26 protein-coding genes and 1 pseudogene are annotated in these 26110 nt (G+C 71.4%); 12 read left to right on the top strand and 15 right to left on the bottom strand.

What is annotated here, in order from left to right:
- The first annotated feature begins 37 nt into the window (after window positions 1-37).
- Both JYK18_RS17385 and JYK18_RS17390 read left to right on the top strand, forming a co-directional pair.
- Window positions 38-1117 carry a sugar phosphate nucleotidyltransferase gene (locus JYK18_RS17385; RefSeq protein ID WP_206803031.1) on the top strand — a complete coding sequence of 360 codons (1080 nt, stop codon included), beginning with the start codon at window positions 38-40 and terminating at the stop codon, window positions 1115-1117.
- Window positions 1110-2018 (top strand): DNA-3-methyladenine glycosylase, encoded by a 909-nt coding sequence (locus tag JYK18_RS17390; protein ID WP_206803032.1) that lies wholly within the window; start codon window positions 1110-1112, stop codon window positions 2016-2018. Before JYK18_RS17385 ends, JYK18_RS17390 begins: the two co-directional genes overlap by 8 nt.
- 599 nt (window positions 2019-2617) lie before the next feature.
- Here JYK18_RS17390 and JYK18_RS17395 read toward each other — a convergent pair.
- The 6 genes from JYK18_RS17395 to JYK18_RS17420 are packed head-to-tail and all read right to left on the bottom strand — an operon-like array spanning window position 2618 to window position 7477.
- Window positions 2618-3022, bottom strand: a complete 405-nt coding sequence (locus tag JYK18_RS17395; RefSeq protein WP_206803033.1) for a GntR family transcriptional regulator — start codon at window positions 3020-3022, stop codon at window positions 2618-2620.
- Window positions 3019-3810, bottom strand: coding sequence for a hypothetical protein (locus JYK18_RS17400; protein ID WP_206803034.1), 792 nt, complete (start codon window positions 3808-3810; stop codon window positions 3019-3021). The genes JYK18_RS17395 and JYK18_RS17400 overlap by 4 nt, the downstream gene beginning before the upstream one ends.
- 56 nt (window positions 3811-3866) lie before the next feature.
- Complete coding sequence (locus tag JYK18_RS17405; RefSeq protein ID WP_206803035.1) at window positions 3867-4403, bottom strand: NUDIX hydrolase; 537 nt, start codon at window positions 4401-4403, stop codon at window positions 3867-3869.
- The gene (locus JYK18_RS17410; protein ID WP_206803036.1) at window positions 4400-5740 is read right to left on the bottom strand and encodes a coenzyme F420-0:L-glutamate ligase; all 1341 of its coding nucleotides are present in this window, start codon (window positions 5738-5740) and stop codon (window positions 4400-4402) included. Before JYK18_RS17410 ends, JYK18_RS17405 begins: the two co-directional genes overlap by 4 nt.
- Window positions 5733-6731, bottom strand: coding sequence for a 2-phospho-L-lactate transferase (gene cofD, locus JYK18_RS17415; protein ID WP_206803037.1), 999 nt, complete (start codon window positions 6729-6731; stop codon window positions 5733-5735). Before cofD ends, JYK18_RS17410 begins: the two co-directional genes overlap by 8 nt.
- Window positions 6728-7477, bottom strand: coding sequence for an N-acetyltransferase (locus JYK18_RS17420; protein ID WP_206803038.1), 750 nt, complete (start codon window positions 7475-7477; stop codon window positions 6728-6730). The genes cofD and JYK18_RS17420 overlap by 4 nt, the downstream gene beginning before the upstream one ends.
- A gap of 43 nt (window positions 7478-7520) precedes the next feature.
- Between JYK18_RS17420 and JYK18_RS17425 the strand changes: the two genes are divergently transcribed.
- The 3 genes from JYK18_RS17425 (at window position 7521) to dapC (ending at window position 9241) form a co-directional block, all read left to right on the top strand.
- A complete protein-coding gene (locus JYK18_RS17425) occupies window positions 7521-7697 on the top strand; it encodes a hypothetical protein (RefSeq protein ID WP_206803039.1) in 177 nt (58 codons plus the stop codon).
- Window positions 7698-7838: 141 nt separating this feature from the next.
- Entirely contained in the window at window positions 7839-8159 is a 321-nt protein-coding gene (gene fdxA / locus JYK18_RS17430; protein ID WP_153035717.1) for a ferredoxin, read from the top strand.
- A complete protein-coding gene (gene dapC, locus JYK18_RS17435; RefSeq protein ID WP_206803040.1) occupies window positions 8156-9241 on the top strand; it encodes a succinyldiaminopimelate transaminase in 1086 nt (361 codons plus the stop codon). The genes fdxA and dapC overlap by 4 nt, the downstream gene beginning before the upstream one ends.
- Here the strand turns inward: dapC and JYK18_RS17440 are convergent.
- Window positions 9238-9867 carry a TetR/AcrR family transcriptional regulator gene (locus JYK18_RS17440; RefSeq protein WP_206803041.1) on the bottom strand — a complete coding sequence of 210 codons (630 nt, stop codon included), beginning with the start codon at window positions 9865-9867 and terminating at the stop codon, window positions 9238-9240. The genes dapC and JYK18_RS17440 overlap by 4 nt on opposite strands.
- A 71-nt stretch (window positions 9868-9938) precedes the next feature.
- On the opposite strand from JYK18_RS17440, the gene JYK18_RS17445 reads away from it, so the two are divergent.
- Both JYK18_RS17445 and JYK18_RS17450 read left to right on the top strand, forming a co-directional pair.
- Window positions 9939-11282 carry an FAD-dependent monooxygenase gene (locus JYK18_RS17445; protein WP_206803042.1) on the top strand — a complete coding sequence of 448 codons (1344 nt, stop codon included), beginning with the start codon at window positions 9939-9941 and terminating at the stop codon, window positions 11280-11282.
- A gap of 72 nt (window positions 11283-11354) precedes the next feature.
- Window positions 11355-12383: an IS30 family transposase gene (locus JYK18_RS17450; protein WP_277992167.1), complete on the top strand. Its 1029-nt coding sequence runs from the start codon at window positions 11355-11357 to the stop codon at window positions 12381-12383.
- A 57-nt stretch (window positions 12384-12440) separates the two neighbouring features.
- On the opposite strand, the gene JYK18_RS17455 is transcribed toward JYK18_RS17450, so the two are convergent.
- Genes JYK18_RS17455 through JYK18_RS17465 form a run of 3 tightly spaced genes read right to left on the bottom strand, consistent with a single transcriptional unit; the run spans window position 12441 to window position 14982 of the window.
- Window positions 12441-13424 (bottom strand): CHAD domain-containing protein, encoded by a 984-nt coding sequence (locus JYK18_RS17455; protein ID WP_307795935.1) that lies wholly within the window; start codon window positions 13422-13424, stop codon window positions 12441-12443.
- A 39-nt stretch (window positions 13425-13463) separates the two neighbouring features.
- On the bottom strand, window positions 13464-14444 hold the full coding sequence (dapD, locus tag JYK18_RS17460; RefSeq protein ID WP_206803044.1) for a 2,3,4,5-tetrahydropyridine-2,6-dicarboxylate N-succinyltransferase: 981 nt from the start codon (window positions 14442-14444) through the stop codon (window positions 13464-13466).
- A 25-nt stretch (window positions 14445-14469) separates the two neighbouring features.
- Window positions 14470-14982 (bottom strand): hypothetical protein, encoded by a 513-nt coding sequence (locus tag JYK18_RS17465; protein WP_206803045.1) that lies wholly within the window; start codon window positions 14980-14982, stop codon window positions 14470-14472.
- Between JYK18_RS17465 and dapE the strand changes: the two genes are divergently transcribed.
- The 4 genes from dapE to JYK18_RS17485 all read left to right on the top strand — a co-directional run bounded on the left by dapE (window position 14981) and on the right by JYK18_RS17485 (window position 19337).
- Window positions 14981-16039 carry a succinyl-diaminopimelate desuccinylase gene (gene dapE, locus JYK18_RS17470; RefSeq protein ID WP_206803046.1) on the top strand — a complete coding sequence of 353 codons (1059 nt, stop codon included), beginning with the start codon at window positions 14981-14983 and terminating at the stop codon, window positions 16037-16039. The two genes, JYK18_RS17465 and dapE, sit on opposite strands and share 2 nt — an antisense overlap.
- Window positions 16040-16142: 103 nt before the next feature.
- On the top strand, window positions 16143-17957 hold the full coding sequence (locus JYK18_RS17475; protein ID WP_206803047.1) for a glycoside hydrolase family 9 protein: 1815 nt from the start codon (window positions 16143-16145) through the stop codon (window positions 17955-17957).
- A gap of 10 nt (window positions 17958-17967) precedes the next feature.
- A complete protein-coding gene (locus JYK18_RS17480) occupies window positions 17968-18756 on the top strand; it encodes a TIGR00730 family Rossman fold protein (protein ID WP_374195028.1) in 789 nt (262 codons plus the stop codon).
- On the top strand, window positions 18756-19337 hold the full coding sequence (locus tag JYK18_RS17485) for a TIGR00730 family Rossman fold protein (protein ID WP_206803048.1): 582 nt from the start codon (window positions 18756-18758) through the stop codon (window positions 19335-19337). Before JYK18_RS17480 ends, JYK18_RS17485 begins: the two co-directional genes overlap by 1 nt.
- Here the strand turns inward: JYK18_RS17485 and JYK18_RS17490 are convergent.
- The gene (locus tag JYK18_RS17490; RefSeq protein ID WP_206803049.1) at window positions 19322-19951 is read right to left on the bottom strand and encodes a hypothetical protein; all 630 of its coding nucleotides are present in this window, start codon (window positions 19949-19951) and stop codon (window positions 19322-19324) included. The two genes, JYK18_RS17485 and JYK18_RS17490, sit on opposite strands and share 16 nt — an antisense overlap.
- 69 nt (window positions 19952-20020) lie before the next feature.
- Between JYK18_RS17490 and JYK18_RS17495 the strand changes: the two genes are divergently transcribed.
- Window positions 20021-20968: a glucosyl-3-phosphoglycerate synthase gene (locus JYK18_RS17495; RefSeq protein WP_206803050.1), complete on the top strand. Its 948-nt coding sequence runs from the start codon at window positions 20021-20023 to the stop codon at window positions 20966-20968.
- 9 nt (window positions 20969-20977) lie between these two features.
- Here the strand turns inward: JYK18_RS17495 and cydC are convergent.
- The 4 genes and pseudogenes from cydC to JYK18_RS17515 all read right to left on the bottom strand — a co-directional run.
- A pseudogene (cydC, locus tag JYK18_RS17500) lies at window positions 20978-22381 on the bottom strand (thiol reductant ABC exporter subunit CydC); the annotation flags it as partial.
- Window positions 22372-23922, bottom strand: a complete 1551-nt coding sequence (gene cydD / locus JYK18_RS17505; RefSeq protein ID WP_206803051.1) for a thiol reductant ABC exporter subunit CydD — start codon at window positions 23920-23922, stop codon at window positions 22372-22374. The pseudogene cydC and the gene cydD, both read right to left, overlap by 10 nt.
- Window positions 23923-23931: 9 nt before the next feature.
- Window positions 23932-24888, bottom strand: coding sequence for a cytochrome d ubiquinol oxidase subunit II (locus JYK18_RS17510; protein ID WP_206803052.1), 957 nt, complete (start codon window positions 24886-24888; stop codon window positions 23932-23934).
- A gap of 2 nt (window positions 24889-24890) precedes the next feature.
- Entirely contained in the window at window positions 24891-26054 is a 1164-nt protein-coding gene (locus JYK18_RS17515; protein WP_206803053.1) for a cytochrome ubiquinol oxidase subunit I, read from the bottom strand.
- Between the last annotated feature and the right edge of the window lie 56 nt (window positions 26055-26110).

Raw genomic sequence — 26110 nt, forward strand, 5'->3', positions numbered from 1 at the left:
CAGGTGTTCCGCGAATGTGGGAGGAAGGGATGCGCGCATGACTGCCGCACCGGGGGTCGATGCCGTCGTGCTCGTCGGCGGAAAGGGCACGCGACTGCGGCCGTTGACCCTGTCCGCACCGAAGCCGATGCTGCCCACCGCGGGCGTGCCCTACCTTTCCCACCTGTTCTCGCGGATCCGCGCGGCCGGGATCACGCACGTCGTGCTCGGTACCTCGTACCGGGCCGAAGTGTTCGAGGAGCACTTCGGCGACGGTTCCGCGGTGGGCCTGGAACTCGAATACGTGGTGGAGGAAACGCCGCTGGATACCGGTGGTGCCATCCGCAACGTCTACGACCGGCTCCGCGCCGACAACGCGGTCATCTTCAACGGCGACATCCTTTCCGGCGCGGATCTCGGGGCGCTGGTGGAAACGCACCGGTCCACCGGGGCGGACGTCACCTTGCATTTGCAACGAGTTGACGATCCGAGCCGATTCGGTTCGGTTCCGACGGATTCCACCGGGCGCGTCACCGAGTTCCTGGAGAAAACGCCCAATCCGCCGACGGATCAGATCAATGCCGGTTGCTACGTGTTCAAGCGGTCGGCGATCGAGTCCATTCCGGCCGGTCGGCCGGTTTCGGTGGAGCGCGAGACCTTTCCCGGGCTGCTCGAAGCCGGCGCGCACGTGCAGGGTTTCGTGGACGCGTCGTACTGGCTGGACGTGGGCACGCCCGAGGCGTTCGTCCGCGGCTCCGCCGACCTGGTGCGCGGGGTCGCGCCCACCTCGGCGCTGCCCGGCCCGACCGGCGACGCGCTGGTGTTGGACGGCACGAAGGTCGCCGACGACGCTGTGCTGACCGACGGGTCCACGCTCGGCGCTGGTGCCGAAATCGGGGCGGGCGCGCGGATTTCCGGTTCGGTGCTGTTCGACGCCGCGGTGGTCGGCGAGGGCGCGGTGGTCGAGCGCTCGGTGCTCGGCAAGGGCGCGCGGGTCGGTGCGGGCACGGTGCTGCGCGGTGTGGTGCTCGGCGACGGCGCGGTGGTCGGCGCCGGGTGCGAGCTGGTCGACGGTGCGCGGGTGTGGCCGGGGATGACCATCGCGGACGGGGCCGTGCGGTTCTCGAGCGATGCCTGAGTCGCGCCGCTGGCGGCCTTCGTACGCGCTGGATTTCCGGCGCGTGCTGGCGCCGTTGCGCCGGGGGCGCGGGGACCCGGCTGTCCATTGGGACGCGCCCGGGCGGGTGTGGCTGACCGCGAACACGCCGGAGGGGCCGGGAACGCTCGGTTTGCGCCGGTTGTCCGATGGTGAGTTCGAGGCGATGGCTTGGGGCGCCGGGGCTTCGGTGTTGCTCGACGGCGTGCCGGAGCTGCTGGGCTCTTCGGATGATGATGAGGGTTTTGTCGCGCACCACGACGTGATCGCGGATGCGCGGCACCGGCGGCCGGGGCTCCGGTTGCCGTCGACCGGGCGGGTGTGGGACGCGCTGGTGCCCGCGGTGCTGGAGCAGAAGGTGACCGGGATCGAGGCGCACCGGTCGTGGCGGGAGCTGTGCCGGTGGTTCGGCGCGCCGGCGCCGGGGCCGGGTCCCGGGGTGCTGCGGGTGCCCCCGTCACCGGCGGCGGTGCGGTCCATTCCGGACTGGAAGTGGCACCAGGCGGGCGTGGACCTCAAGCGCCGCACGGCTTTGGTGGCGGCGGCCGGGGTGGCCCACCGGCTGGAGCGGGCGGCTTCGCTGCGCGGTGCGGAGGGCCGGGCGCTGCTGCGGAAGGTCCACGGGATCGGCGTGTGGACCGCCGCGGAGATCGCCCAGCGCGCCTGGGGTGACCCGGACGCGGTCAGCTTCGGGGACTTCCACATCCCGTCGATCGTGGGGTACGCGCTGGTCGGGCACGCACTGGACGACCAGGGCATGGCGGAGGTGCTGGCGCCGTACGCGCCGCAACGGCAGCGGGCCGTGCGGTACCTGGAAGCGGCAGGCGTGACGCGCCCCCGATTCGGCCCGAGAATGCCGATCCGGGACTACCGGGCCCTGTAGGGGGATGCTGTGAATGTGGCTTTCACTGCGGAATCGGCAGTGAAAGCCACATTCACAGCACTCGGCTGCGGGGGCTACTGGCCCTGCGGCGGCTGTGGGCCTTGCGGCGGCTGCGGGCCGGACGGAGGCTGCGGGCCCGAGGGCGGTCCCGGCGGGTACTGCCCGGGCGGAAGCTGCCCCGGCTGGCCCGGGAACTGCGGCCCCGGCGGCTGCTGACCAGGCTGCCCTGGCTGCCCCGGGAACTGGCCCGGCTGCCCAGGAAACTGGCCGGACTGGCCCGGCTGCTCGGGAAACTGACTGGACTGGCTCGGCTGACCCGGAAACTGACCGGACTGGCTCGGCTGACCCGGGAACTGACCGGATTGGCCTGGCTGCCCGGGAAACTGGCCCGGCTGACCCGGGAACTGGCCCGGCGGGTACTGCCCACCCTGCCCGTACGGGTACTGCGCGGGCGGCACCTGCTTCTTCTTCCCGTTCATCACCAGTACCACCGTCACCACCACACCGATGACGACCACCAACAGGACCAGCAAAATCAGCAACATAGTGGGCGAGATTCCAATCATGTCCGCCTCCCGGTCGACCGCACCCGAGCGTAGTCAGCGCGCCGGGCGCGGGGTGAGGCGCGGCACCCCCTGGGCCGACCGGCCGCCGTCCAGGGCGGCGGACACGATCGCCAGTGCTTCCCCCTGGCTCAGGCCGAGCTTCCGCACCACCCCCGCGTACTCCGCGGCGGCTTCCTGCGCGCGCTGCCGTGACTGGTCCCCGGACGACCCGACGAAGCTCCCCGCCCGCCCGCGGGTTTCGATCAGGCCCGCCTCCTCCAGCTCCCGGTACGCCCGCGCGATGGTGTTCGGCGCGATCCCGAGATCGGCGGCGAGCTTCCGCACGGTGGGCAGCTTCGTGCCGACCGGCAGCGTGCGGTCGTTGATCTGCCGGGCGAGCGCCGACCGCACCTGCTCGTACGGCGGCACGGGGGAGTGGGCGTCCACGCTGAGCATCATGGTGCGCTCACCCTACGCTCCCCGACTCGGTTCAGCCGACGTCTGCCGACGAACCAGCACACCATCGAGGTGATCAACAACCCGGCCAGGGAGAGCTGGACGGCGACCAGATCGGTGAAGTTCGTCGTCGCGCCGAAGGCGAACGTCATCATCACCGGAAAGGTCGCGCTGCGCATCTCGTCCGCGCGCAGGCGGTCGTCGACGAGCAGGGAGAGCGCGTCCTCGGCCAGTGCCGGGCGGTTGAGCGCCCGTCTCGTCTGCCAGGTCGCCGCAGCCACTCCGAGCAGCGTCATCCCGGCCAGTACGCCGCCCGCCGGCAGCTCGCCGAGCGCGAACAGGCCCGCGGCCATGCCGAACCCGCCGAGGTAGGTCAGCACCAACGCGCAGGCGACCCAGCCGTTGAGGAAATCGGTCAGCTTCGGCGCGACCGGGCGGGCGACGCGGCGGGGCAGGGTCGCCGCGAGACGGCGCTCGCCGACCGCCTGCTCGTGGTTGAACCAGACCCGGATAGCGAAAAAGATGGCGTAGAGAAGGGTCGAGTACCAGGCCTGGTGGTCGGGGGCCCAGGTCGAGAGGGCGGAAAAGCCCGCAACCCACACCGCGGCGAGCAGGCCGAGCGCGATCGGGTGCCGGTTGGTGAACTCCTGGTACCGGATCGGCCCCTGCCCGGTCAGGCGCATCGCGACGAACCGGGTCGGCTGAGCGTGGATGCCGTGTCCGTGCAGCCAGGCCCGGGCGAACTCGATCTGGAACTGCCCCGCCGGCGGCGGCCCGAACACGCTGGTCATGTCTCCCCCTGTGTCATCCCCTGTAGCAAGAGGATGACACAAAGGTCGACACAAAATCAACCGTGGTCGACGGCTGCCGCGATCAGTTCGGTCAGGTCCTCCGAGCCGGCGGGCAGGGCGGCGATCGGCCACCACCGCAGGTCGTCCGACTCGTCGCTGCGCACGGGTTCCGCGCCCTCCGGTGCGTGCGCCACGAAGCGCACGTCGAAGTGCCGCGTCGGCACGCCGAGCGAGCAGGTGATCGGGTGCACGTCCAGGTGGACCGGCTCGGTGTCGATGGTCAGCCCGCTGATGCCCGACTCCTCGGCCGCCTCGCGCAGCGCGGCGTCGGCCAGTGCGGTGTCGCCGGGTTCGCAGTGCCCGCCCAGCTGCAGCCACCGCCCCACGCGCGGGTGCAGGGTCAGCAGCACCCGCTCCCCGGCGTGGTCCAGCACCACCGCGGACGCGGTGACGTGCCCGGCCTCGCAGGACCGCGCGCAGGTGTCCTCCCTGGCGGCGACGAAGCCGAGGAACGCCTGCCGCAGCGATTCCTGCGCCGCGGTCGGCGCCTTCCAGCTGTCCAAAGTGGACAAGGTATCGGCGTGCAGGCTCACAGTTCGACCAGCCCTTCGTCGAGGTCACGGGGTGGGCGCGGGCCGGACGGGCCGTCCAGCGGGTGCCCGATGGCGACCGCGCCCAGCGGCTGCCACTCGGCGCCGAGCCCGAGCTGCGAGCGCACCACGTCGGCGGAGAAGATCGTCGAGCCGACCCACAGCGAGCCGAGCCCTTCGGTGGCCAGCGACACCAGCAGCCCCTGCACCGCGGCCCCGGCCGCCACCGTGAACATGGTGCGCTCACAGGCGTTGCGCCGGTCGTCGGGATAGGTGTGCGCGCCTTCCGGCACCAGGAACGGCAGCACCAGCTCCGGCGCGGTAAACAGCAGGTTCCCCCGTGCCAGGCGCTTTTCCACCTGCTCCGGGGTGAACCCGTCGCCCTCCAGGTCCGCGCGCCAGTGCGTGCGCATGGCCTCCAGCAGCGCCCGCCGCCTGGCCTGGTCGCGCACCCAGATGAACCGCACCGGCCGCGTGTGGTGCGGCGCGGGCGCGGTCAACGCGACGCCGACCGCGCGGCGGATCACTTCCGGCTCAACGGGTTCTTCGGTGAACGACCGCACGGAACGCCGCACCAGCACGGCTTCCTTGCGCCCCTGCTCGATGGCTTCGTTGGTGCCGAGGCGGAACAGGTCGTACTCCAGCGGGCGGACCAGGTCGCGCGCGGTGGACTTGTCGTCTTCGATGGCCAGCCCGCGGACCACCGCCACCGGGGTACCGCCCAGCTTGCCCTTGACCAGATCCGCCGCGGCGGCCAGTTCGTCGGCCACCGCGATCTCGGTGACGGCCAGCTCGTTGCCGTGCTCGTCCACCTCACCGGCGTACGAGTGCAGCACGCGCAACCCCGACGACCCGATCGCGGCGTCGGTCTGGCCGACCCGCCACGCCCGGCCCATGGTGTCGGTGATGACCACCGCCACCTCCACGCCGAGCCGTTCACGCAGGCCGTTGCGCAGCGCCAACGCCGAGGCGTCCGGCTCGGCCGGCAGCAGCGCCACCTCGCCCTGGTCCACATTGGACGCGTCGACCCCGGCGGCGGCCTGCACCAGCCCGTTGCGGTTCTCGGTGATCACCGTGCGCGCGATGCGGGCCACCACGCGCACCGACTCGTCCTCGATCAGCTTGCGGCGCGCGGCATCCCTGGCCTCCGGGTCGCGCGGGACCGAGATCAGCCGTCCCTCGATCTTGGAGACGACCTTGCTGGTCACCACCACCACGTCACCGGACCGCAGCCAGCGCGCGGCGTCGGCGATCGCGCCGGTCAGGTCGTCGCCGGGGCGGAACTCGGGCAGGCCGGTGACCGGCAGGATCTCCAGCTTCGCCGAGGCGTGGTCAGTCAACGTCCACTCCGGACAGGTCGAGTGCGGCGAGCGCCATCTTCGCGGTGGCGTCCACATCGGACATCAGCAGCGGCACCGGGCGCACCGCCACCCCCGGCACGTCGGCGGTCTCGCCGCGCTGGATCAGCCAGCCGTCGAGCAGGCCCTCCGAGGTCTGGCGCGAGCCGTAGTGCCTGCCGACGGCCTGCGCGGAGGTCTCCACGCCGATCGCGGTCAGGCAGGCGTCGGCCATCCCGCGCAACGGTTTCCCGCCGATGATCGGCGAGATACCGACCACCCCGGCGCTGGTCTTGCGCAGCGCGTCGCGGATGCCGGGCACGGACAGCACGGTGCCCACCGAGACCACCGGGTTCGACGGCGCCAGCAGCACCGCGTCCGCCTCGGCGATCGCGTCCAGCACCCCGGGCGCGGGCGCGGACTCCTCGGCGCCGACCGCGACGATCGAATGCGCGGTGAGCTCGGCGTGGTACCGCACCCACCACTCCTGGAAGTGCAGCGCCTTGCGCGCGCCCTCCTCGTCCGGATCGTCGACCACCACGTGCGTCTCCACCCGGTCGTCGGTCATCGGCAGCAGCCGGACGCCCGGCTGCCAGCGGTCGCACAACGCCTCGGTGACCGCCGAAAGCGGGTAACCGGCACGCAGCATGCGGGAGCGGATGAGGTGGGTGGCGATGTCCTTGTCCCCGAGGCCGAACCAGTCGGGCTCGGCGCCGTAGGCGGCCAGTTCCTCCTTGACCGTCCAGGTCTCCCCGGCATGCCCCCAGCCGCGCGCGGTGTCGATCCCGCCGCCCAGGGTGTACATGCAGGTGTCCAGGTCCGAGCAGATGCGCAGGCCGTGCATCCACACGTCGTCCCCGGTGTTCACCAGCGCGGTGATCTCGTGCGGGGAGCCCTCGGGGGCCGGGCCGATCGGGGGCAGGCCGAGCGCGGCCTTCACGCCGAGCAGGAAGCGGGCGCCGCCCACCCCGCCGGCTACAACGACAACCTTCACGATGAGCGATCCTCGCACGAGGCGGCAGCGGGGACCCAGTAGCGGTACCGATGGTGCTCGGTGAATCCCAGCCGCTCGTACAACGCGAGCGCCGGGGCGTTCGTCACCGACACCTGCAGTGCGCAGCGGGTCGCTCCGCGTGCCGCGCCCCAGGCACCGGCCGCGGCCATCAGGTCGACGGCGAGCCCCTTGCGGCGGTACGCCGGGAGCACCGCCAACCGGGAGACGTGCACCACGTCGTCGACGACGGCACCGCGGACCGCGCCGACGGTCTCGGTGCCGACCTCGGCGACGCCGTAACCCAGCGCGGGCGCGGTGGTGAGCACGTGCCGCGCCGCTTCCGAAGGCTCGCTGGTCCCCGCGCACAGTTCCCACCAGCCGAACGTCGGTTCCTCCAGTATCCGCGAGGTTTCCGCTGGTCCACCCGGTGGCCCGAGCAGTACCGACACCTCGTGACCGGCTTCGTGGGCCACGTTCGGCGCCCAGCCGAGATCGGCCAGCGCGGGCTCGAGCGCGCCGCCCTTGACCGTCTGCACCATGGGATCGAGGCCGTGCGAGTGGGCGAAGTCACACACCCGGTCCAGTGCCCCGGCCAGTGGCAGGCCGGGATCGCCGATGGCCAGCGCGCTGTTCGCGCGGCCGGTGAAGCCGTCCGCCGCGCGCAACCACCAGTTCCCGAGCCGCTCCCCGGTCACCGGCGGCCAAGCCAGTGCACACTGGAGTTCGAGTGTTTCCGCAGGTTCCACGGGCTAGATTGTGCCCGTGGGCGCCGACTGGCTGGAGGAGTAGATGAGCGTCTCCCGCAAGGACGACCGGCACAACGAGGACCTGGTCAATGAGATCGCGGACAGCTTCACCAAGGCGGTCCGGGCGAAGCAGGCGGAATCCGGCGGCGACCAGCCGAAGCCGGCTTTCGTGATCACCGGCGACCAGCGCGACCAGGACCGGAAACGACGCTCCCGCTGATTCGCATACCCCGGGTATGGTGACTCCGGAATCTGGGGTGTTCCACGCTGAAATAAGGGTGGCCTCACCACCACGGATCCCTTCCGACCGCGTAATGTCGGCCGGGCGGCCAGACCGAACAGACACAAGCAGGAGAGCACTGTGACCTACGTGATCGCCGAGCCCTGCGTCGACGTGCTCGACAAGGCGTGCATCGACGAGTGCCCCGTCGATTGCATCTACGAGGGTGATCGGATGCTCTACATCCACCCCGACGAGTGCGTGGACTGCGGTGCGTGCGAGCCGGTCTGCCCGGTCGAAGCCATCTACTACGAGGACGACGTCCCCGACGAGTGGGCGCCCTACACCAAGGCGAACGTGGACTTCTTCGACGAGCTGGGCTCGCCGGGCGGGGCGTCGAAGGTGGGCAAGACCAGCCACGACCCCCAGTTCATCAAAGACCTTCCCCCGCAGGGCGAATGAGCGTCGCCCTACCCGATTTCCCCTGGGACTCCCTCGCCGCGGCCAAGGCCAAGGCGCAGGCCCATCCGGACGGCGTGGTCGACCTCTCCGTCGGCACCCCGGTGGACCCGGTCCCGGCCGGCGTCCGCGACGCGCTCGCGTCGGTCTCGGACGTGCCGGGATACCCGGCCACGCACGGAACCCCGGCGTTGCGCGCGGCGGTGATCGACGCGATGCGCCGCCGCCACGGGGTGGACGGCATCGAGCCGGACGCGGTGCTGCCGACGATCGGTTCCAAGGAACTGGTCGCCTGGCTGCCGCGGCTGCTCGGCGCCGGTCCCGGTGACCTGGTGGCCATCCCCGAGCTGGCGTACCCGACCTACGAGGTCGGCACGCTGCTGGCCGGGGCGACCGTGGTCCGCGCCGACGGGCTGACCCAGCTCGGCCCGCAACGGCCCAAGCTGCTCTGGCTGAACTCGCCGTCCAACCCGACCGGGCGCGTGCTCGGTGTCGAGCACCTGCGCAAGGTGGTCGAGTGGGCCCGCGAGCGCGGCACGATCGTGGTGTCCGACGAGTGCTACCTGGCGCTGGGCTGGGACGCCGAGCCGCTGTCGATCCTGCACCCGTCCGTCCACGGTGGACGGCTCGACGGGCTGCTCGCCGTGCACTCGCTGTCGAAGTCGGCGAACCTGGCCAGCTACCGCGCGGGTTTCGTGACCGGTGACCCGAAGCTGGTGGCCGAGCTGCTGGCGGTCCGCAAGCACGCGGGCATGATCGTGCCCCGGCCGGTGCAGGAGGCGATGGTCGCCGCGCTGACCGACGACGAGGCGCTCGGCGCCCAGCGCGAGCGGTACGCCCGCCGTCGCGAGTCGCTGCGGAAGGCGTTGAAGGACAGCGGTTTCCGGATCGACCACTCCGAGGCCGGGCTGTACCTGTGGTCGACCAGGGATGAAGACGCCTGGCAGACCGTGGACTGGCTCGCCGAGCGCGGCATCCTGGTCGCCCCTGGCACCTTCTACGGCCCTGGCGGCGGCCGTCACGTGCGCATCGCGCTCACCGCCACCGACGAGCGCATCCTCACCGCGGTGAACCGCCTGGCCTAGCCGGACAGCGCCTGGCCGGACAGCGCGGTTCCGCCGGTGATGGCGCGGTGGACGAAGTCGGTGAGCAGGTCGATCGCCTCGTCGTCGGGGAGGTCGCGGCCGGTGCCGCCGGCCACCAGCCAGGTGTAGGCGAACTGGTCCATCAGCGCGGTCATCGCCGAAGTGACCAGTTCCGGGTCGCCGGGCAGGTTCGCGACGTTCGCCAGGTGCCCGCCGAGGTGCCGCTGGTCCGCCACGGTCAGCTGCCGCAGCCGCCTGCCGAGGTCCTCGTTGACCATCGCGGCCTGGCGCAGCGCCACCATCTCCGGCAGGTGCTCCTGGTAGAACCGCCAGAAGTGCGCCACGTGCCAGCGCACCGCCGACCGCTTCGAGAAGTCCTGGTCGTGGCCCGGTTCGGTCACGCCCTCGTCGGCCTCGGCGAACATGTCCACCAGCAGCGCTTCGAGCAGTTCCTCCTTGCCCGCGAAGTGGTTGTAGAACGAGCCCGCGGCCCGGCCCGCTTCGGCCGTGATGTCGGTGATCTTGGTGTTCAGATAGCCCTGCCTGGCGAACACGCGCCGCGCCGCGGCCTTGAGCGCCGCCTCGGTTTCCGCCGCCTTCTGCTTGCGGCTGGTCGCACTGGTCACCGCCACCTCCTTGACACCGAACGCTAGCAGCGTCCATAGTGAATCTAAATTCAGTGAATGGAGATTCAGTCATGCGGGTGCTGATCGCGGGAGCCGGTCCGACCGGCCTGACCCTGGCCATCGACCTGGCGCGCCGCGGGGTCGAGGTGCGGGTGGTGGACAAGGCGGCGGAGTTCTTCGCCGGATCGCGGGGGGACGGGTTGCAGCCGCGCACGATGGAGGTCTTCGACGACCTCGGCGTGGTCGACGCGGTGCTCGACGCCGGGATCGCGCCGCCGCCGCTGCGGACCTACGTGGCCGGGGAGTTCGCCGGTGAGCACGTGATGTTCGCACTGCGGGAGCCGACGCCGGACGTGCCCTACCCCAACGGCCGCATGCTCGGCCAGTCGCGGACCGAGGCGATCCTGCGCGAGCGGCTCGCCGGCTTCGGCGTGCGCGTCGAACTCGCCACCGAGCTGATCGGGTTCACCCAGGACGACACCGGCGTCGACGTGGTGCTCAACGACACCGAGCGGATGCGCGTCGACTACCTCGTCGGTGCCGACGGCGGGCGCAGCTTCGTGCGGAAGTCGCTCGGGATCCCGTTCGAGGGCAGCACGGACGAGTCGGTCCGGATGCTGCTCGGGGACGTCGCGGCCGACGGGCTGGACCACGACTTCGGCCACTGGTTCGGGCTGAGCCGCGATCCGCGCGAGGGGATCGTGCTGACGCCGTTGTCGGGTGGCGCGCAGTTCCAGTTCGCCGCGCCGCTGGTGGGGGACCCGTCGCTGGCGGGGTTGCAGGCGCTGCTCGACCGGTACTCCGGGGGGATGGACATCCGGCTGCACGACCTGACCTGGTCGACCGTGTGGCGGCCGAACACCCGGCTCGCCGCGCGGTTCCGCGAGGGCCGCGTCTTCCTGGCAGGCGACGCCGCGCACACGCATCCGCCGACCGGCGGGCAGGGGCTCAACACCGGCGTGCAGGACGCGGTCAACCTGGGCTGGAAGCTCGCCGCTTCGCAACACCTGGACACCTACGAGGCGGAACGCCTGCCGGTGGCGGCTTCGGTGCTCGGGCTGAGCACGGCCTCGCTGAAGAAGTACACCGACGGCGACGCCGACGCGCACCGGCGGGGGAGCGAGTTCCAGCAGCTCGGGATCAGCTACGCGGGTGGGCCGCTGGCGTTCGATTCGCGTGCGGTGCCGGGCCGGGTGGTCGCCGGTGACCGCGCCCCGGACGGGCCGGTGGACGAGAAGACGCGGCTGTTCGACCTGTTCCGGGGTCCACAGTGGACGACGCTGGCGTTCGGCTGCCCGGCGCCCGCCGAGGAGCACGCGCACCGGATCGACGGCCCGGCGCTGGAGATCTACGACGTGACACCGGGCACGATCGTGCGCGTGCGACCGGACGGCTACATCGGCTCGATCAGCTAGCGCCAGGTGCGGTGAATGTGGGGTGGTCTCAATCGGTTGTTGCAAGTAGCGGCAGCTGATAGGAGATCTTTCATGCCAGGGCCCCGGTTGACGTGCGAGGAACGAGTGATGATCCAGAACGGTCTGGATCAAGGGCTTACCCAGGACGCGATCGCGAAAGTCCTGGGTAAGTCACCCTCGACGATCTCCCGTGAAGTACGCCGCGGCGGTGGACCGCGGTGTTCCAGGCCCGGCACCACGATCACCGGCCGGCCTCGCCGCTACCGGGCCGACCGAGCCCAGCGTCTGGCCATCGAACGCGGCCGCCGCCCGAAACCCCACCTGCTGGCAGGCGAACTGGCGGCGGTGGTGACCGGTCTGCTGGAAGCAGACTGGTCACCCCAGCAGATCTCGCAGATGCTGCCGACGTTGTTCCCCGATGATGAGGCTATGCGGGTGAGTCACGAGACGATCTATCAGTCGTTGTTCGTCCAAGGCCGTGGTGAGCTGCGGCGGGAACTGGCCGCTCACCTGCGCAGCGGCCGCACCGGCCGCCGGTCCCGCGCGGCCACCGGGGCGCGCCGCGCGGGCCGTATCGCCGGCATGGTCCCGATCAGCCAGCGTCCCGCCACCGCCGCCGACCGGGCCGTTCCCGGGCACTGGGAAGGCGACCTGCTCCTGGGCGGTACCGGCAAGGGCGCGGTGATCACCCTGGTCGAGCGAACCTCGAGGTTCGTGCTGCTGGCACCACTACCGGACAGTCACAAGGCCCTCGACGTCCGCACACTGCTCACCGGCATGATCACCGCCCTGCCCGACACGCTCACCCAGTCACTGACCTGGGACCAGGGCAACGAGATGGCCCAGCACGCCCAGTTCACCCTCGACACCGGCCTGCAGGTCTACTTCTGCGACCCACACAGCCCCTGGCAACGCGGCACCAACGAAAACACCAACGGCCTGCTCCGCCAGTACTGGCCCAAAGGCTCAGACCTACGCCACCTCACCCAAACCCACTGCGACACCATCGCCCTGCGCCTGAACACCCGCCCACGCAAAACCCTCAACTGGCACACTCCAGCACAAACACTCGACAAAGCCCTACTTGCAACAACCAGTTGAGACCGCCTGGCTTTCACAGCACCTGGCGCTGTGAAAGCCACATTCACCGCACTCTCGTCAGCGCTTGCGCAGCAGGACCGCGGCGGCGTCGTCGATTTCGGCGACCACCTCCGGCCAGACCGAGCGCGCCACCGCGCAGCGCAGCTGCTCGCGTTCCACGATGCGCCCGGCGATGAAGGCGACCGCCGGGTCCACGTCGGCGGCCAGCGCGCGCACGCGCTCCGCGGCGACCACTGCGTCCTGGTGGTCGCCGAGCACGGTCTGCAGCCGCTCGGCGGCCTTCACCAGCACCTTGATCGCCTGCTTCGCGGCCTTGTCCGGCGCGGCCGGTTTCGCCAGCTCACCGGCGTACCGCAGGCGCTTGCCGTGGATGCGCAGCGCGTGCAGGTCGTCGTTCGGCGGGTTCTCGCCCAGCGCGGCCACCGCCTTGGCCAGCTTCCGGTACGGCTTCTTCAGCGCGCCGACCAGATCCACCTCCTCGCGCTTCGCCGGAACGTCCACATCGGACTCCACGGGCTCCACCTCGGCGGTCCGCGAGAGCTGGGCGGTCATCGTCAGCACGGTGGCGTACCGGCTGCTGTTGAGCACCCTGGTCATCCGCCGCTTCGCCTGGCCGCGCTGCGCGACGAACCGGGCCACCAGCTGCCGCGCCGCGAGCTGGTCGGTGGTTTCGAACTCGGCGACCACCTCGCGCAGGTGCTCGATCAGCACGTCGAAGTCCCGCACCTCGCCGAGGGCGTTGCCGAGCCAGCCCAGCTCGGCGCGCACCTCCTCGGCGGTCGGCCCGAGCAGGCCGCCGGAGACCTTCAGCACGCTGCGCATCCGCCGGATCGCCACCCGGAGCTGGTGCAGGTGCTCGGGATCGGTGCCCGCGCGGGTGCCCGGCTCGTGCTCGAGCACCGCGCGCAGCTGCCGGTCGAGCTTGGTGCGCACGTGCGCCACCGGCGGGTCGTCCGGCCCGGCCTTGGGCGGATTCGGCGGCAGACCGAGGTCGGCCGCGGTCCTGACCTGGGGCCGGGGTGGTTCCGTCACGGTGCTCACCTGGTTAATGGTAGGTGAACACCGTTGATCCAATCGGGGTCAGTTGGCGTGCAGCGCAGCGTTCAGCTCGATGCCGGAGCCGGTGCGGGGCACCACTTCCACCGCGCCGTTGGCCGAGTTCCGGCGGAACAGCGCGCCCGAGATGCCGGACAGTTCCCGCGCCTTCACCGTCTTGCCGTCCACGACCACCTTCGTGCCCGCGGTGACGTACAGCCCGGCCTCGACCACCGAATCGTCGCCGAGCGAGATGCCGATGCCGCCGTTCGCCCCGATCAGGCAGCGCTCGCCGATCGAGATGACCTCCTTGCCACCACCGGAGAGCGTGCCCATGATCGACGCGCCGCCGCCGACGTCGCTGCCGTCGCCGACCACCACGCCGGCGGAGATGCGGCCCTCGACCATGGAGGCGCCGAGCGTGCCGGCGTTGTAGTTCACGAAACCCTCGTGCATCACCGTGGTGCCGGTGGCCAGGTGCGCGCCGAGGCGGGCGCGGTCGGCGTCGGCGATCCGGACGCCGGACGGGGTGACGTAGTCGACCATGCGCGGGAACTTGTCCACGCCGTAGACGGTCACCGCGCCGCGGGCGCGCAGCCGCAGCCGGGTGGCCTCGAAGCCCTCCACCGGGCACGGGCCGTGGTTGGTCCACACCACGTTGGCGAGCAGGCCGAAGATGCCGTCCAGGTTCTGCCCGTGCGGGCGGACCAGGCGGTGCGAGAGCAGGTGCAGGCGGAGGTAGACGTCGTGCGCGTCGGCCGGGGCGTCGGCGAGGCTGCCGATCCGGGTGCGCACGGCGACCACCTCGACGCCGCGATCGGTGTCCTCACCGAGCAGTGCGGCCGCGGCCTCGCCGAGGGCGTCGACGGCTTCTTCCCGCGAAAGCCGCTCGGTGCCGCCGCCGTTGCCCGCGTCCGCCAGCTTCGGCTGGGGGTACCAGGTGTCCAGCACCACACCGTCGGTGCTGATGGTGGCCAGCCCGACGCCGCTGGCCCCGGTGGTCTCGGGTGAAGGGTTCTCGGTCACGGCTGAGACGGTAACCGAGCCAGGGTCACCCTGTCGCCGTGGGCGCTTCGCGCAACCGTGTGCGGACAGTGTCCAAACCGGCCGCCAACTGGTCCAGCTGGCGTAAGCAGATGGCCGCGTCCGGGGCGCTTTCCGCCTCACAACCTGCGCCTCGGTAGTTGTCGATGCCGGTGCGCAGCTGCTGGCCGGGTTCACGGAGAGCGACGAAGGTCTCGGCGAGCTTGTTCACCGTTCCGGTGAAGCTGCCGAGTTGCGTGACGTACTTCTCGCACAGCCAGAACCGCTGCTTCTCCGGTTCGGTGAAGCAGGGGTCCGCGGTGAGCGCGGTGGCCTTGGTGAGCAGCGCCTCCGGGCTCACTTCGCCCGGCTTCGGCTGGGCGGGCGCCGGGTCGTCACCACCGCAGCCAGCCAGGGCCAGCGAACCGGCCGCGATCAGTGCGAGGGGGAAATGGCGGATGCGCACCTGGTCACCGTACTTCGGCGGGTCGGGGGTCCGGGGGTCGTCCCCCGTGCGGACGACGCAGTAGGTTGCGGCCATGGCTTTGGACCTGCGTGCCGACCCGATCGACCTGACCGCCGCACTGGTGGACGTGCCCAGCGAGTCCGGGCAGGAGGCGGAGCTCGCCGACGCGGTGGAGGCGGCGCTGCGCGCGGACGCCCCGCACCTCGAAGTGGTCCGCAACGGCGACGCGGTGCTCGCGCGCACGAACCTCGGCCGGGCGAGCCGGGTGATCCTGGCCGGGCACCTCGACACCGTGCCGGTCAACGACAACCTGCCGGTCCGCCGCGAGGGCGGGCACCTGCACGGACTGGGCACAGTGGACATGAAGGGCGGCGACGCGGTCTTCCTGCACCTCGCCGCGGCGATCACCGAGCCGAAGCACGACGTGACCTTCGTCTTCTACGACTGCGAGGAGGTCGACGCCGCGCGCAACGGGCTCGGCCGCATCGAGCGGGAGCTGCCGGACTGGCTGCGTGCGGACCTGGCGATCGTCGGCGAGCCGTCGAACGCGGTGATCGAGGCGGGCTGCCAGGGCACCATGCGGGTCCGGCTGAAGGTGAGCGGGCAGCGGGCGCACACCGCGCGGGCGTGGCGCGGCTCGAACGCGATCCACGGGCTGGTCGAACCGCTGCGCCGGCTGGCCGAGTACCAGCCGCGCACGCCGAAGATCGACGGCCTGACCTATCGCGAGGGCCTGCAGGCGGTCCGCGTGCACGGCGGGGTGGCGGGCAACGTGGTGCCGGACGAGGCGGTGCTGGAGATCAACCACCGGTTCGCCCCCGACCGCTCGCCCGCGCAGGCCGAACAGCACCTGCGCGAGGTGTTCGACGGGTTCGACCTGTCCGTTGTGGACATTTCGCCGGGGGCGCTGCCCGGGCTGGACGCGCCGGCCGCGGTCGAGCTGGTCCAGGCCGCGGGCGGGCAGCCGGTGGCGAAGCTGGGCTGGACGGACGTGGCGCGGTTCTCGGCGCTGGGCATGGCGGCGGTGAACTTCGGGCCGGGGGATCCGGCGTTGGCGCACACGCAGCAGGAGAACGTGGCGGTTGCCGACATCACCCAGGTGACCAAGGTGCTCCGGACCTTCCTGGGCTGACGGCCGTTGACGATCGGCGCTGGCGGGCGCTACCTTCTCACTCTGCTGGAGAACAGTTAAGAAAGTTTCCTATCTATTTCCCGCCGCCGGAAAAGGGGAAACCGTGAGACGATCCGCGCTCGCGCTGCTCACCGTCCTGCTGTTGTCGCCCGCCGCCCCGGCCATCGCCGCGCCCGCCCCCGGCGAGCTGCGCGTGGACCAGGTCGGCTACGGGCCCGCCGAGACCAAGATCGGCTACCTGCTGGGGAAAGCACCCGCCGAAGGCACCCCGTTCCGCGTGGTCGACGCGCGCGGCAAGACGGTGCACACCGGCAAGACCCCGGCCGCCGCCGGAGCCTGGAACGCCGCTTATCCCGCCGTGCACCAGCTTGACTTCAGCGCGGTCAAGAAGCCGGGCACCTACCGCCTGAAGGTGGGCGAAGCGACCTCACCGGAGTTCCGGATCGACGCCGGGCTCTTCACCCCGCTCGCCCGCGCGAACAACGAGTTCTTCCAGGCCCAGCGCGATGGCGAGCACGTCATCCCCGGGCGGCTCAACCGCAAGCCCGCGCACCTCGCGGACCGGAAGGCCACCATCTACGCCGCGCCCGAGTTCGGGGGTGACTTCGGCGACGAGATCCTGGCCCCGCTGAAGCCGATCGGTGGGCCGATCGACGTCGAGGGCGGCTGGGCCGACGCCGGCGACTACGTCAAGTTCACCTCCAACTCCGCGTACTCACTGGCCGAGATGGGCTACGCCCTGCGCACGCGGTACGACCGCGCGCTCGCCGACGAGGTCCGGTTCGGCCTCCGGTGGCTGGACAAGATGTGGGACGCCCGGACCGGCGTGCTCTACGCGCAGGTCGGTATCGGCACCGGCAGCGAGAAGTTCGGCTTCCTCGGCGACCACGACGTCTGGCGCCTGCCCGAGGCCGACGACGCGCGCCAGGTGGAGCCGGGCCATCCCGAGTACTACGTCAAGCACCGCCCGGTCTTCCCGGCGAACGCACCCGGTGAGCCGGTCAGCCCGAACCTGGCCGGTCGCGTGGCCGCGGCCTTCGCACTCGGCGCCCAGGTCGAGCGTGACAAGAACCTGGCGCGGAAGTACCTCGACGAAGCCGCGTCGATCTTCGCCAAGGCCAAGACCACCGGGGTCGGCGAGCTGGTCACCGCCTTCCCGCACTCCTACTACCCCGAGTCCTCCTGGCGCGACGACCTGGAGCTGGGGGCCACGCAGCTCGCGCTGGCCGGGCAGCGCCTCGGCGACCGGCGTGCCAAGGAGTGGACCGAGCAGGCCGTGCACTGGGCACGCGAGTACATCGGCGGGGACGAACGGGGCACGCTGAACCTGTACGACACCAGCGCGCTCGCGCACGCCGACCTCGCCAGGCTCGCGCCGCACGCCCGCGGTGAACTGGTCGCCGACCTGCGGCGGCAACTGGACGAGGGCGTCGCCGGGGCCAAAACCAGCCCGTTCCGCACGGCGGTCGACCTGACCCAGTTCGACGCGGCCACCAAGAGCTTCGGCTTCGCGGCCACGGCCCGGCTCTACCGCGGGGTCACCGGCGACGGCGCCTACGACGCCTTCGGCACGCAGCAGCGGAACTTCGCGCTCGGCGCCAACGCGTGGGGCATCTCGCTGGTGGTCGGCGCCGGGAGCCGGTACCCGAACTGCCCCCACCACCAGGTGGCGAATTTGGCCGGGAGCACCGAGCCGGGTGCGCGAATCCTCCACGGGGCGGTGGTCAACGGGCCGAATGGCACGGCGAACTTCGACGGGCTGACCCCGCCGGACGGCGCCACCGCGTGCAGCAAACCGCTCGCCGCCTTCGACACCCCGGACACCCGCTTCTTCGACGACCTGAGTTCATGGCCGAGTTCCGAACCGGCCATCGACTTCACTTCCACCGCGCTGCTGGGCTTCACCCTGAGTCCGTAAGCTCGGTTCGGTGACTGAGCAAAACGCAGCGGTGCCCGGCGAGCAGTACCCGGAGCACCCGCCGGAGAAGCACCGCGGCCCGGTCGTCCTGCGACGCGAACGGCGCACCGAGGCCACCACCACCGATCAGCGGCTGCTGGACTCGCGCGGCCCGTCCGACTGGGTGCACACCGACCCGTGGCGGGTGCTGCGCATCCAGGCCGAGTTCGTCGAGGGCTTCGGCGCGCTGGCCGAGGTACCGCGCGCGGTGACCGTGTTCGGCTCGGCACGCACGCCCCGCGAGCACCCCGAGTACGAACTCGGCCGCAAGATCGGTGGGGCGCTGGCCAACGCCGGGTTCGCCACCATCACCGGTGGCGGGCCCGGCGCGATGGAGGCGGTCAACCGCGGTGCCTCCGAGGCGGGCGGGTTCTCCATCGGCCTCGGCATCGAGCTGCCGTTCGAGCAGGGCCTGAACCCGTGGGTCGACCTCGGCGTGAACTTCCGGTACTTCTTCACCCGCAAGACCATGTTCATCAAGTACTCCCAGGCCTTCATCTGCCTGCCCGGCGGCTTCGGCACGCTGGACGAGCTGTTCGAGGCGCTCACCCTGGTGCAGACCAAGAAGGTGACCAAGTTCCCGGTGGTCCTCTTCGGCAGCGAGTACTGGGGCGGCCTCTACGACTGGATCGCGAAAACCCTGTTGCGCGAGGGCAAGATCGGGCAGAAGGATCTGGACCTGCTGCACGTCACCGACGACGTCGACGACGCGGTGGCGGTGGTCCAGGAGGCGTACAAGGCATGGGAGGAAGCCCACTAGTGAAGCGGGTCTGCGTGTTCTGCGGCTCGTCGCCCGGCAACAGCCCGGTCTACACCGAGCAGGCGGCCGCACTGGGGAAACTGCTGGCCGAGCGCGGGATCGGGCTGGTCTACGGCGGGGCGAGCGTGGGCACCATGGGCGTGGTCGCCGACGCCGCGCTGGCGGCGGGCGGTGAGGTGATCGGGGTGATCCCCGGGCACCTGATGAGCGCCGAGGTCGGCCACCACGGGCTGACCGAACTGCACGTGGTCGACACGATGCACGAGCGCAAGGCGATGATGGCCGAGCTGTCCGACGCGTTCCTGGCGCTGCCGGGCGGCGCGGGCACGCTGGAGGAGCTGTTCGAGGTGTGGACCTGGGCGCAGCTGGGCCTGCACGCGAAGCCGCTGGGCCTGGTGGACGTGGCCGGGTACTTCGAGCCGCTGCGGAAGTTCGTCGACCACATGGTGGACGAGGGCTTCCTGCGCGCGCAGCACCGCGAAATGGTGTCGGTCGACCCGGATCCGCGGGTGCTGCTGGAGATCTTCGCCTCGCACAACGGCGTCGTGGTCGACAAGTGGAGCGGTCAGACCCCGAAGTGATAGATGTTCGGCAGCCCGGCCACCGGTAGGCAGGAGTTCTCCTCGCCGAAGCAGATCTCGGTCCGGCTGAGGTCGATCTGCGCGGGCACGTCGGCGTAGGCGGACACGTAGTACGCGACGCCTTCGCGCAACTGGGTCTCCGACGCCGAGGCCGCCCCTTCACGCAGGACGTCGGAATCCGCGCGGGCCTTGGTTTCCGGGGCGAAGCTGCCGAACGCGATGAACTGCGCGGCGCAGTCGCTCAGCGAGACCGGGGCGCACGCCCCGGTGCTGGGGAAGCGCACCGTCGCCGGGAGCACGGCGTCGCCGGTCACCGCGGTGGGCAGGTCGGAGATCCGCAGCACCACGCCCAGCGTGGTGCGGCCGGCGGTCTCCGGCCTGCCGCGGAACCGCGTGCTGGTGCCCTGCGCGACGCCCTGCGCCACGAACGCGGCGGCGCGGTAGGCGGGCCCGCTCGGCGCGGGCAGCGTGCGGACCGGCATCGGGTCGGGCGGCCGGGTGGTGGTGGCCGGTGGGGCGCTCGGCGCGCCGGGTGCGGCTGGGCCGGCTCCGCAGCCCGTCAGCAGGGATGCCGCGCAGAAACCGGCCAGCAGTCTTCGATATCCAGAGTCCATGCCGGTGCCGACGGTACCGCCGGAAGGGGCCTCGGCGGGGTAACGGTTTCGGCGCCATAGGCTGTACTCATGAGTAGTCTCCGGACCTGGCAGGACCCGCGCTGGTCCGTCGGCGAGCTCGTCGAGGCGAAGCGCGACCGCACGGTCTCGGTGGTGCTGCCCGCGCTGGACGAGGCCGAGACGGTCGGCGGGGTGGTCGCCTCGGTGCTGCCGCACGTGGGCCCGCTGGTCGACGAACTGGTCGTCCTCGACTCCGGCTCCACCGACGACACCGCCGAGGTCGCCGCCCGCGCGGGCGCGCGGGTGGTGCGGCGCGAGGACGTGCTCCCGGACCTCGAACCGTGGCCGGGCAAGGGCGAGGTGCTGTGGCGCGCGCTCGCGGCCACCAGCGGCGACCTGGTCGTCTACCTCGACTCCGACCTGGTCGACCCCGACCCGGCGTTCGTGCCCGCGCTGCTCGGGCCGCTGCTCACCGCGCCGGGCGTGCACCTGGTCAAGGGCTTCTACCGCCGCCCGCTGCGCCTGGAGACCACCGAGATCGGCACCGGCGGCGGCCGCGTCACCGAACTGCTCGCGCGCCCGCTGCTGTCCGCGCTGCGCCCGCAGCTGGCCGGGCTGGTCCAGCCGCTCGGCGGTGAGTACGCGGCCACCCGCGAGTTCCTCGAATCGGTGCCGTTCGCCGCCGGGTACGGCGTCGAGATCGGCCTGCTGCTCGACGCCGAGGCCCGCTACGGGATCGACGCGCTCGCGCAGGTCAACCTCGGGGTGCGCAAGCACCGCAACCGGTCACTGCTGCAGCTGGGCGTGATGGCCAGGCAGATCCTCGGCACCGCGCTCGCGCGCTGCGGCATCGACCAGGCGGGCGGGGAGCTGACCCAGTTCGTGCAGGTCTCCGGCGAGTGGCTGCCCGACGTCACCGAGGTCCTGGTCGCGGACCGGCCGCCGATGCTCGAAGCCGCTCGCCTCGGCGGGGTCGTGCGTGGCCAGCACCACGGTCGCCCCGGGGCACGCCCGTAGGACGCCGTCGAGCACGCGCCGGGCGTGGGCCGGGTCGAGGCCCTCGGTCGGTTCGTCGAGCACCAGCACGCGTGGCCGGGCCAGTACCACGCGCGCCAGCATCAGCCGTCGCCGCTGCCCGCCGGACAGCGTGGTCGCGTCGAGTTCCCAGTCGCAGTCCAGATCCGCGGCCTCGCAGGCGCGGCTGAGTTCTTCGTCGGTCGCATTGGGGGCGGCGAGCAGCAGGTTCTCCTTGACGCTGGACCGGAAGACGTGCGCGTGCGCGGTGGCCCCGCTGACCAGGCGAGGTAGTTGCGCGGGGTCGAATTCGGCGAGGTCGCGCCCGTTCACGGTGACCCGGCCCGCCTGCGGTGCGAGCAGGCCGAGCAGCACGTGCAGCACGGTGGTCTTGCCGGAACCGCTCGGCCCGAGGAGCGCGATTCGCTTGCCCGGTGGCAGATCCAGGTCGCCGAGCTCCAAGCCCCGCGCGGTGACGCCTTGCAGCCTCACGTGGATCGGGCCGTCGGGAATGTCCGCGGTGCCCGGTTCCGGCGCTGGTTCGGCCAGCAACGCCCGCAGCCGTCGCACGGACGCGCGGGCCTCGACCCAGCGTTGGGCGGCGGCGGGCAACGGCAGGACCACTTCGAAGGCGGCGAGCGTGCCGAGCGCGAGCGCGGCGGTCAGCGGGGTGGACACGTCCGCGATCAGGCAGACCACCAGCGTGGTGCCCAGTTGCAGCGCCACCCCCGCCGCCGCGAGCGCGTTCACCCAGCGGGTGCGCTCGGTCGACGCGAGTTCGTCGACGGCCGCCGCGGCCCTGGTCAGCGCGCGTTTCTCGGCACCGTAGGCGAGGAGTTCTTCCGCACCGCGCACCAGGTCGACGGCGTGTTCGCCGACGGCCGCCCGCGCCGGTGCGCTGCGGTTCGCCGCGTTGGTCGTCAACCGGGCGCAGCACCAGGGCAGCAGGACGCCGCCGAGGACGAGGCCGGTAGCGAGCGCGAGAGCGGCGTTGAGCGAGAAGAACGCGCTGACCACCACCGCGACCGTGCCGGTCAGCGCGGCGACCGCGGCGGGCAGCAGGCAGCGCAGCACGGCGTCCTGCACGGCGTCCACATCGGACACCACGCGGGCGAGCAGGTCGGCGTCGGACGACCGCGGATCGCGGTGCGGCAGCAGCGCCCGGTACACCCGTTCCCGGACCTCGCCGATCGCCGACAGCACGACCTCGTGCCCGGCCAGGCGTTCGGCGTACCGCAGGGAACCCCGCAGCAGGGCCAGCGTGCGCACCGCGACGATCGCCACGGTCAGCGCGGAGATCGGCGGGTGTTCGGCCGCGCGCAACAGCAGCCACGCGGCGATGCCCATCAACGCGAGCCCGGCCAGTTCGGCCGCCGTCGCGAGCAGGGCGGCCCAGAGCAGCTTGCTCAAACGCATGCTTCCTCCCGCAGAACGCCGTGGCGCAGTTCGACCACCCGGGTGGCCAGCGCGGTCATCGCCGGTCGGTGGGCGACCAGCACGGCGGTCCGCCCTTCGATCAACTTCGCCGCGGTGCGCAGGATCGCGGCTTCCGTGCCGGTGTCCAGGTGGGCGGTCGGTTCGTCGAACAGGAGCAGGCCGGCGTGCGGTCGCATGAAGGCGCGGGCCAGTCCGATGCGCTGGCGTTGCCCGGAGGACACGCCCTGCGCTCGGGTGAAGTCGATTTCGGCGGCCTTCGCGGCGGCCTTGGTGTCCCCGTCGGCGCCCAGACTGATGTTGTCGTCGAGGCCGCCGGGGAAGATCGTCGGCTGCTGCGGTACCCAGGCGAGCTTCGCGCGCCAGGCTTCCATGTCGAGTTCCCGCAGGTCGACGCCGTCGACGAGGACGCGTCCCCCGGTGGGCTGGACGAAGCCGAGCAGCACGGCGAGCAGGGTGCTCTTGCCCGACCCGCTCGGCCCGACCAGCGCCAGCCGCTCACCCGGCCGAATCGTCAAGTCGACGTTGGACAGTGCATTGTGGTCCCTGCCGGGGTAGCGCACGGTCACCCCGTCCAGGTGGATCACGCCTTCGCCAGGTTGCTCGGTGCCGTTCGCCGGAGGCTGCGGCAACGCGCGAACCTCGTCCAGAATCGTGAGGCCTTCCGCGCTGGCGTGGAACTTGGCGCCCGCCGCGCGCAGGGGCAGGTACGCCTCGGGCGCCAGCAACAGGATCACCAGTGCGGTCTGCGCGGCGATCCCGCCTTCGAGCAGGCGCAGTCCGACCGGTACGGCGACCAGCGCCACCGACAGCGTCGCCACCAGTTCCAGCACCAGCGCGGACAGGAAGGCGACGCGCAGCGTGCGCATGGTCGCGTTCGCGTGCGCGTCAGCCATCCGCCGCACGGTTTCCGCCTGCGCCTTCGCCCGGCCGAACACCTTCAGCGTGGGCAGTCCGGTCACCACGTCCAGGAAGTGACCGCCCAAAGTGGACAGCAGCCGCCACTGGCGCTCGGTGCGGGCGCGGGTGTGCGCGCCGACCAGCGCGGCGAACACCGGGATCAACGGCAGCGTGAGGGCGACCGTCAGGCCCGCCACCAGATCCGCGGTGAGCAGCCGCGCCAGCACGGCGAGCGGGACGACCACCGACGCGACGAGTTTCGGCAGGTACTCGGCGAAGTACCCGTGCACGCCGTCGATCCCGCGGGTGACCAGGGTGGCCGTGTGCCCGGCGTCCCGCGTGCCCAGCGACCTGGCGAGCACGCGGTTGCGCAGCGTGGTCTTCACCGTCGTGGTGTAGCGGTCGGCGATCGCCCCGCCGGCCCACGTGAGCACCGCCCGGCCGAGGATCGCGCCGCCGAGCGCGATGGCCGGTCCCGCCGCCGGGGCGGTGAGCAGTGTCGCCAGCAGTTCCGCCTGGAACAGGATCGCGGCGGCGGTCACCGCGGCGAGCACGCCCAGTGCGGTCAGGTAACGGCCGAAGCCGGGCAGTTCCTCGCGCAGGCGTGGATCGATCGGGCGCATGCGTTCCCCTCAGAAGTGCAGCAGCGTGCGGTCGCCGACCGGCCGCCGGTTCATCCGCCAGGTCAGCCACTGCACGAGCACCACGACGGCGAGCGCGGGCACCGCGACGAAGGTGAGCAGCCGCAACGTCCCCGGCGACGCGGCCGCGTCGTGAAGGTCCAAGGACAGCAACAGATGTGGGAACCGCAGCGTCCCGACGAGCACCACGGGCAGCACCGCGAGCACCATCGAACCGGCCAGCGCGACCTTCGGCGATCCCCGCCACACCACCAGCAGCGCCCCTATCGCCGCCGCCAACACGGCCACCGCGGGCCAGGTGCGGTCCACAGTGGACATGATCTCCCCGGACACCACCATCCACCCGGCGACGGTGATCACCCACGCCGCCACCACCAGGACCAGCCGCCGGGCCAGGTAGCGCCCCTTCGCGGCCAGTTCGGCATCACCGCGCACGGCCAGGAAGTTGGCCCCGTGCAAGGCGGACAACGCGACGAACCCGAAGCCCCACAGCAACGAGAACGGATCGGCGACCGGGACCGGTCCGGTGGCGGGCAGCCCGCGCACCAGGTTCCCGAAGAACACGCCCCACGAAGCGGTGGTGACCAGCGCGCCACCGGTGATCAGCAGGTCCCAGCCGCCCCGCCCGGCGCCGGGCCGCCTGCTCCGCAACTGGACGGCCGCGGTGAACGTGATCAGCCCCAGCAACATGGCCACCACGACCAGGTAGTTCTGCTTGAACACCTTGCCTTCCAGCAGCGGGAACGCGCCGAAGAGCAGACCGACCGCGGCCACCAGCCACACCTCGTTGCCCAGGAAGAACGGCCCGAACGAGCCGAGCACGCGGCGGCGTTCCGGTTCGTCTCGGCCGAAGGCGCGCACCAGCAGGCCGACGCCGTAGTCGTAACCGGCGAGCGCGAAGTACCCCGCGAGCAGCAGCCCCAGCAGGCACCAGAAGAAGATTTCCATGATCAGACCCCAGTCAGGACGGGCGAAGCGGGTGCGGGCTGGACCTCCGGCTCCGGCCCGCGGCGGGCCAGGCGGGACAGCAGCACCCAGTCCGCGACGGCGAGCGCGGCGAAGAGCGCGGTGAACGCGATGAACGAGGCGAGCACCTGGCCCGCGCTCAGGTCCGACATGGCGTCGGCGGTGGTCAGCTTGCCGTACACCAGCCACGGCTGCCTGCCGAGCTCGCGCACCAGCCAGCCGCAGATCGCCGCGATGAACGGCAGCGGGATGCCCCAGAGCATCAGGTGCAGCAACGGCCGCGCCCGCGCGATCCGCGCCTTCGCCAGGAACGGCAACGCGATCAAGCTCGCGAAGACGAAGAACTGCCCGATCATCACCATCAGCCCGAGCGGCAGGCCGACCGCGCCGCCGTCGAGCTTGTCCGGTTGCAGGTCGCCGATCGCCGGGAACTGGGCCGTGCCGAAGCCGAACACCACCGGCGCGGTGACCAGCGTGACCACCACGCCGAGCCGCATCGAGCGCAGGAAGAACTCGACCTCCTCGGTGCGCCGGAGGAAGTGGTACGCGCTGATGCCGACCACGAAGACCCCGCCGGTCAGCAGGGCCGCGCTGAGCACGTGCGGCAGCGCGGCGACGAAGGTCGGGTTGGTCAGCAGCGCGCCGAAGTCGGTCAGCCGCAGCACGCCGTTCTCCTCGGTGGCGCCGACCGGGTTCTGCAGGAACGAGTTGGCCGCCATGATCCAGAACGCCGAGGCGTACGCGGTCAGCGCGACCAGCCAGATCAGCGTCAGGTGCAGCCATCGGCCCATCCGGTCCCAGCCGAACAGCCACAGCCCGAGAAAGGTCGATTCGAGGAAGAAGGCGACCAGCGTCTCGATGGCCAGCGGCGCGCCGAAGATGTCCCCGGCATAGGTGGACAACCCGCTCCAGTTCAGCCCGAACTGGAATTCCATCACGATTCCGGTCGCGATTCCCAGTGCGTAGTTGACCACGTAGAGCCTGCCCCAGAACCGCGTCATCCGGCGGTGCACCGGGCGGCCGGTGACGGCGTACCGCGTCTGCATCACCGCGACCAGCGTCACCAGTCCCAGCGTGAGCAGCACGAACAGGAAGTGGAACGAGGTGGTGGTGGCGAACTGCAGTCTCGCGATCGGAAGTGCTTCCATGGCTCCGCAGACTACATGTAGGCACGCTACATGTAGCGGTCAAATTTATGGATTCA

Source organism: Amycolatopsis sp. 195334CR (genome assembly GCF_017309385.1).
Classification (GTDB): domain Bacteria; phylum Actinomycetota; class Actinomycetes; order Mycobacteriales; family Pseudonocardiaceae; genus Amycolatopsis.

Coding starts and splice junctions, on each gene's coding strand:
- JYK18_RS17385 (WP_206803031.1), top strand. CDS start 38: ATGACTGCCGCACCGGGGGTCGATGCCGTCGTGCTCGTCGGCGGAAAG.
- JYK18_RS17390 (WP_206803032.1), top strand. CDS start 1,110: ATGCCTGAGTCGCGCCGCTGGCGGCCTTCGTACGCGCTGGATTTCCGG.
- JYK18_RS17395 (WP_206803033.1), bottom strand. CDS start 3,022: ATGATGCTCAGCGTGGACGCCCACTCCCCCGTGCCGCCGTACGAGCAG.
- JYK18_RS17400 (WP_206803034.1), bottom strand. CDS start 3,810: ATGACCAGCGTGTTCGGGCCGCCGCCGGCGGGGCAGTTCCAGATCGAG.
- JYK18_RS17425 (WP_206803039.1), top strand. CDS start 7,521: ATGAGCGTCTCCCGCAAGGACGACCGGCACAACGAGGACCTGGTCAAT.
- dapC (WP_206803040.1), top strand. CDS start 8,156: ATGAGCGTCGCCCTACCCGATTTCCCCTGGGACTCCCTCGCCGCGGCC.
- JYK18_RS17445 (WP_206803042.1), top strand. CDS start 9,939: ATGCGGGTGCTGATCGCGGGAGCCGGTCCGACCGGCCTGACCCTGGCC.
- JYK18_RS17450 (WP_277992167.1), top strand. CDS start 11,355: ATGCCAGGGCCCCGGTTGACGTGCGAGGAACGAGTGATGATCCAGAAC.
- dapE (WP_206803046.1), top strand. CDS start 14,981: ATGGCTTTGGACCTGCGTGCCGACCCGATCGACCTGACCGCCGCACTG.
- JYK18_RS17465 (WP_206803045.1), bottom strand. CDS start 14,982: ATGGCCGCAACCTACTGCGTCGTCCGCACGGGGGACGACCCCCGGACC.
- JYK18_RS17490 (WP_206803049.1), bottom strand. CDS start 19,951: ATGGACTCTGGATATCGAAGACTGCTGGCCGGTTTCTGCGCGGCATCC.
- JYK18_RS17495 (WP_206803050.1), top strand. CDS start 20,021: ATGAGTAGTCTCCGGACCTGGCAGGACCCGCGCTGGTCCGTCGGCGAG.
- cydD (WP_206803051.1), bottom strand. CDS start 23,922: ATGCGCCCGATCGATCCACGCCTGCGCGAGGAACTGCCCGGCTTCGGC.
- JYK18_RS17510 (WP_206803052.1), bottom strand. CDS start 24,888: ATGGAAATCTTCTTCTGGTGCCTGCTGGGGCTGCTGCTCGCGGGGTAC.
- JYK18_RS17515 (WP_206803053.1), bottom strand. CDS start 26,054: ATGGAAGCACTTCCGATCGCGAGACTGCAGTTCGCCACCACCACCTCG.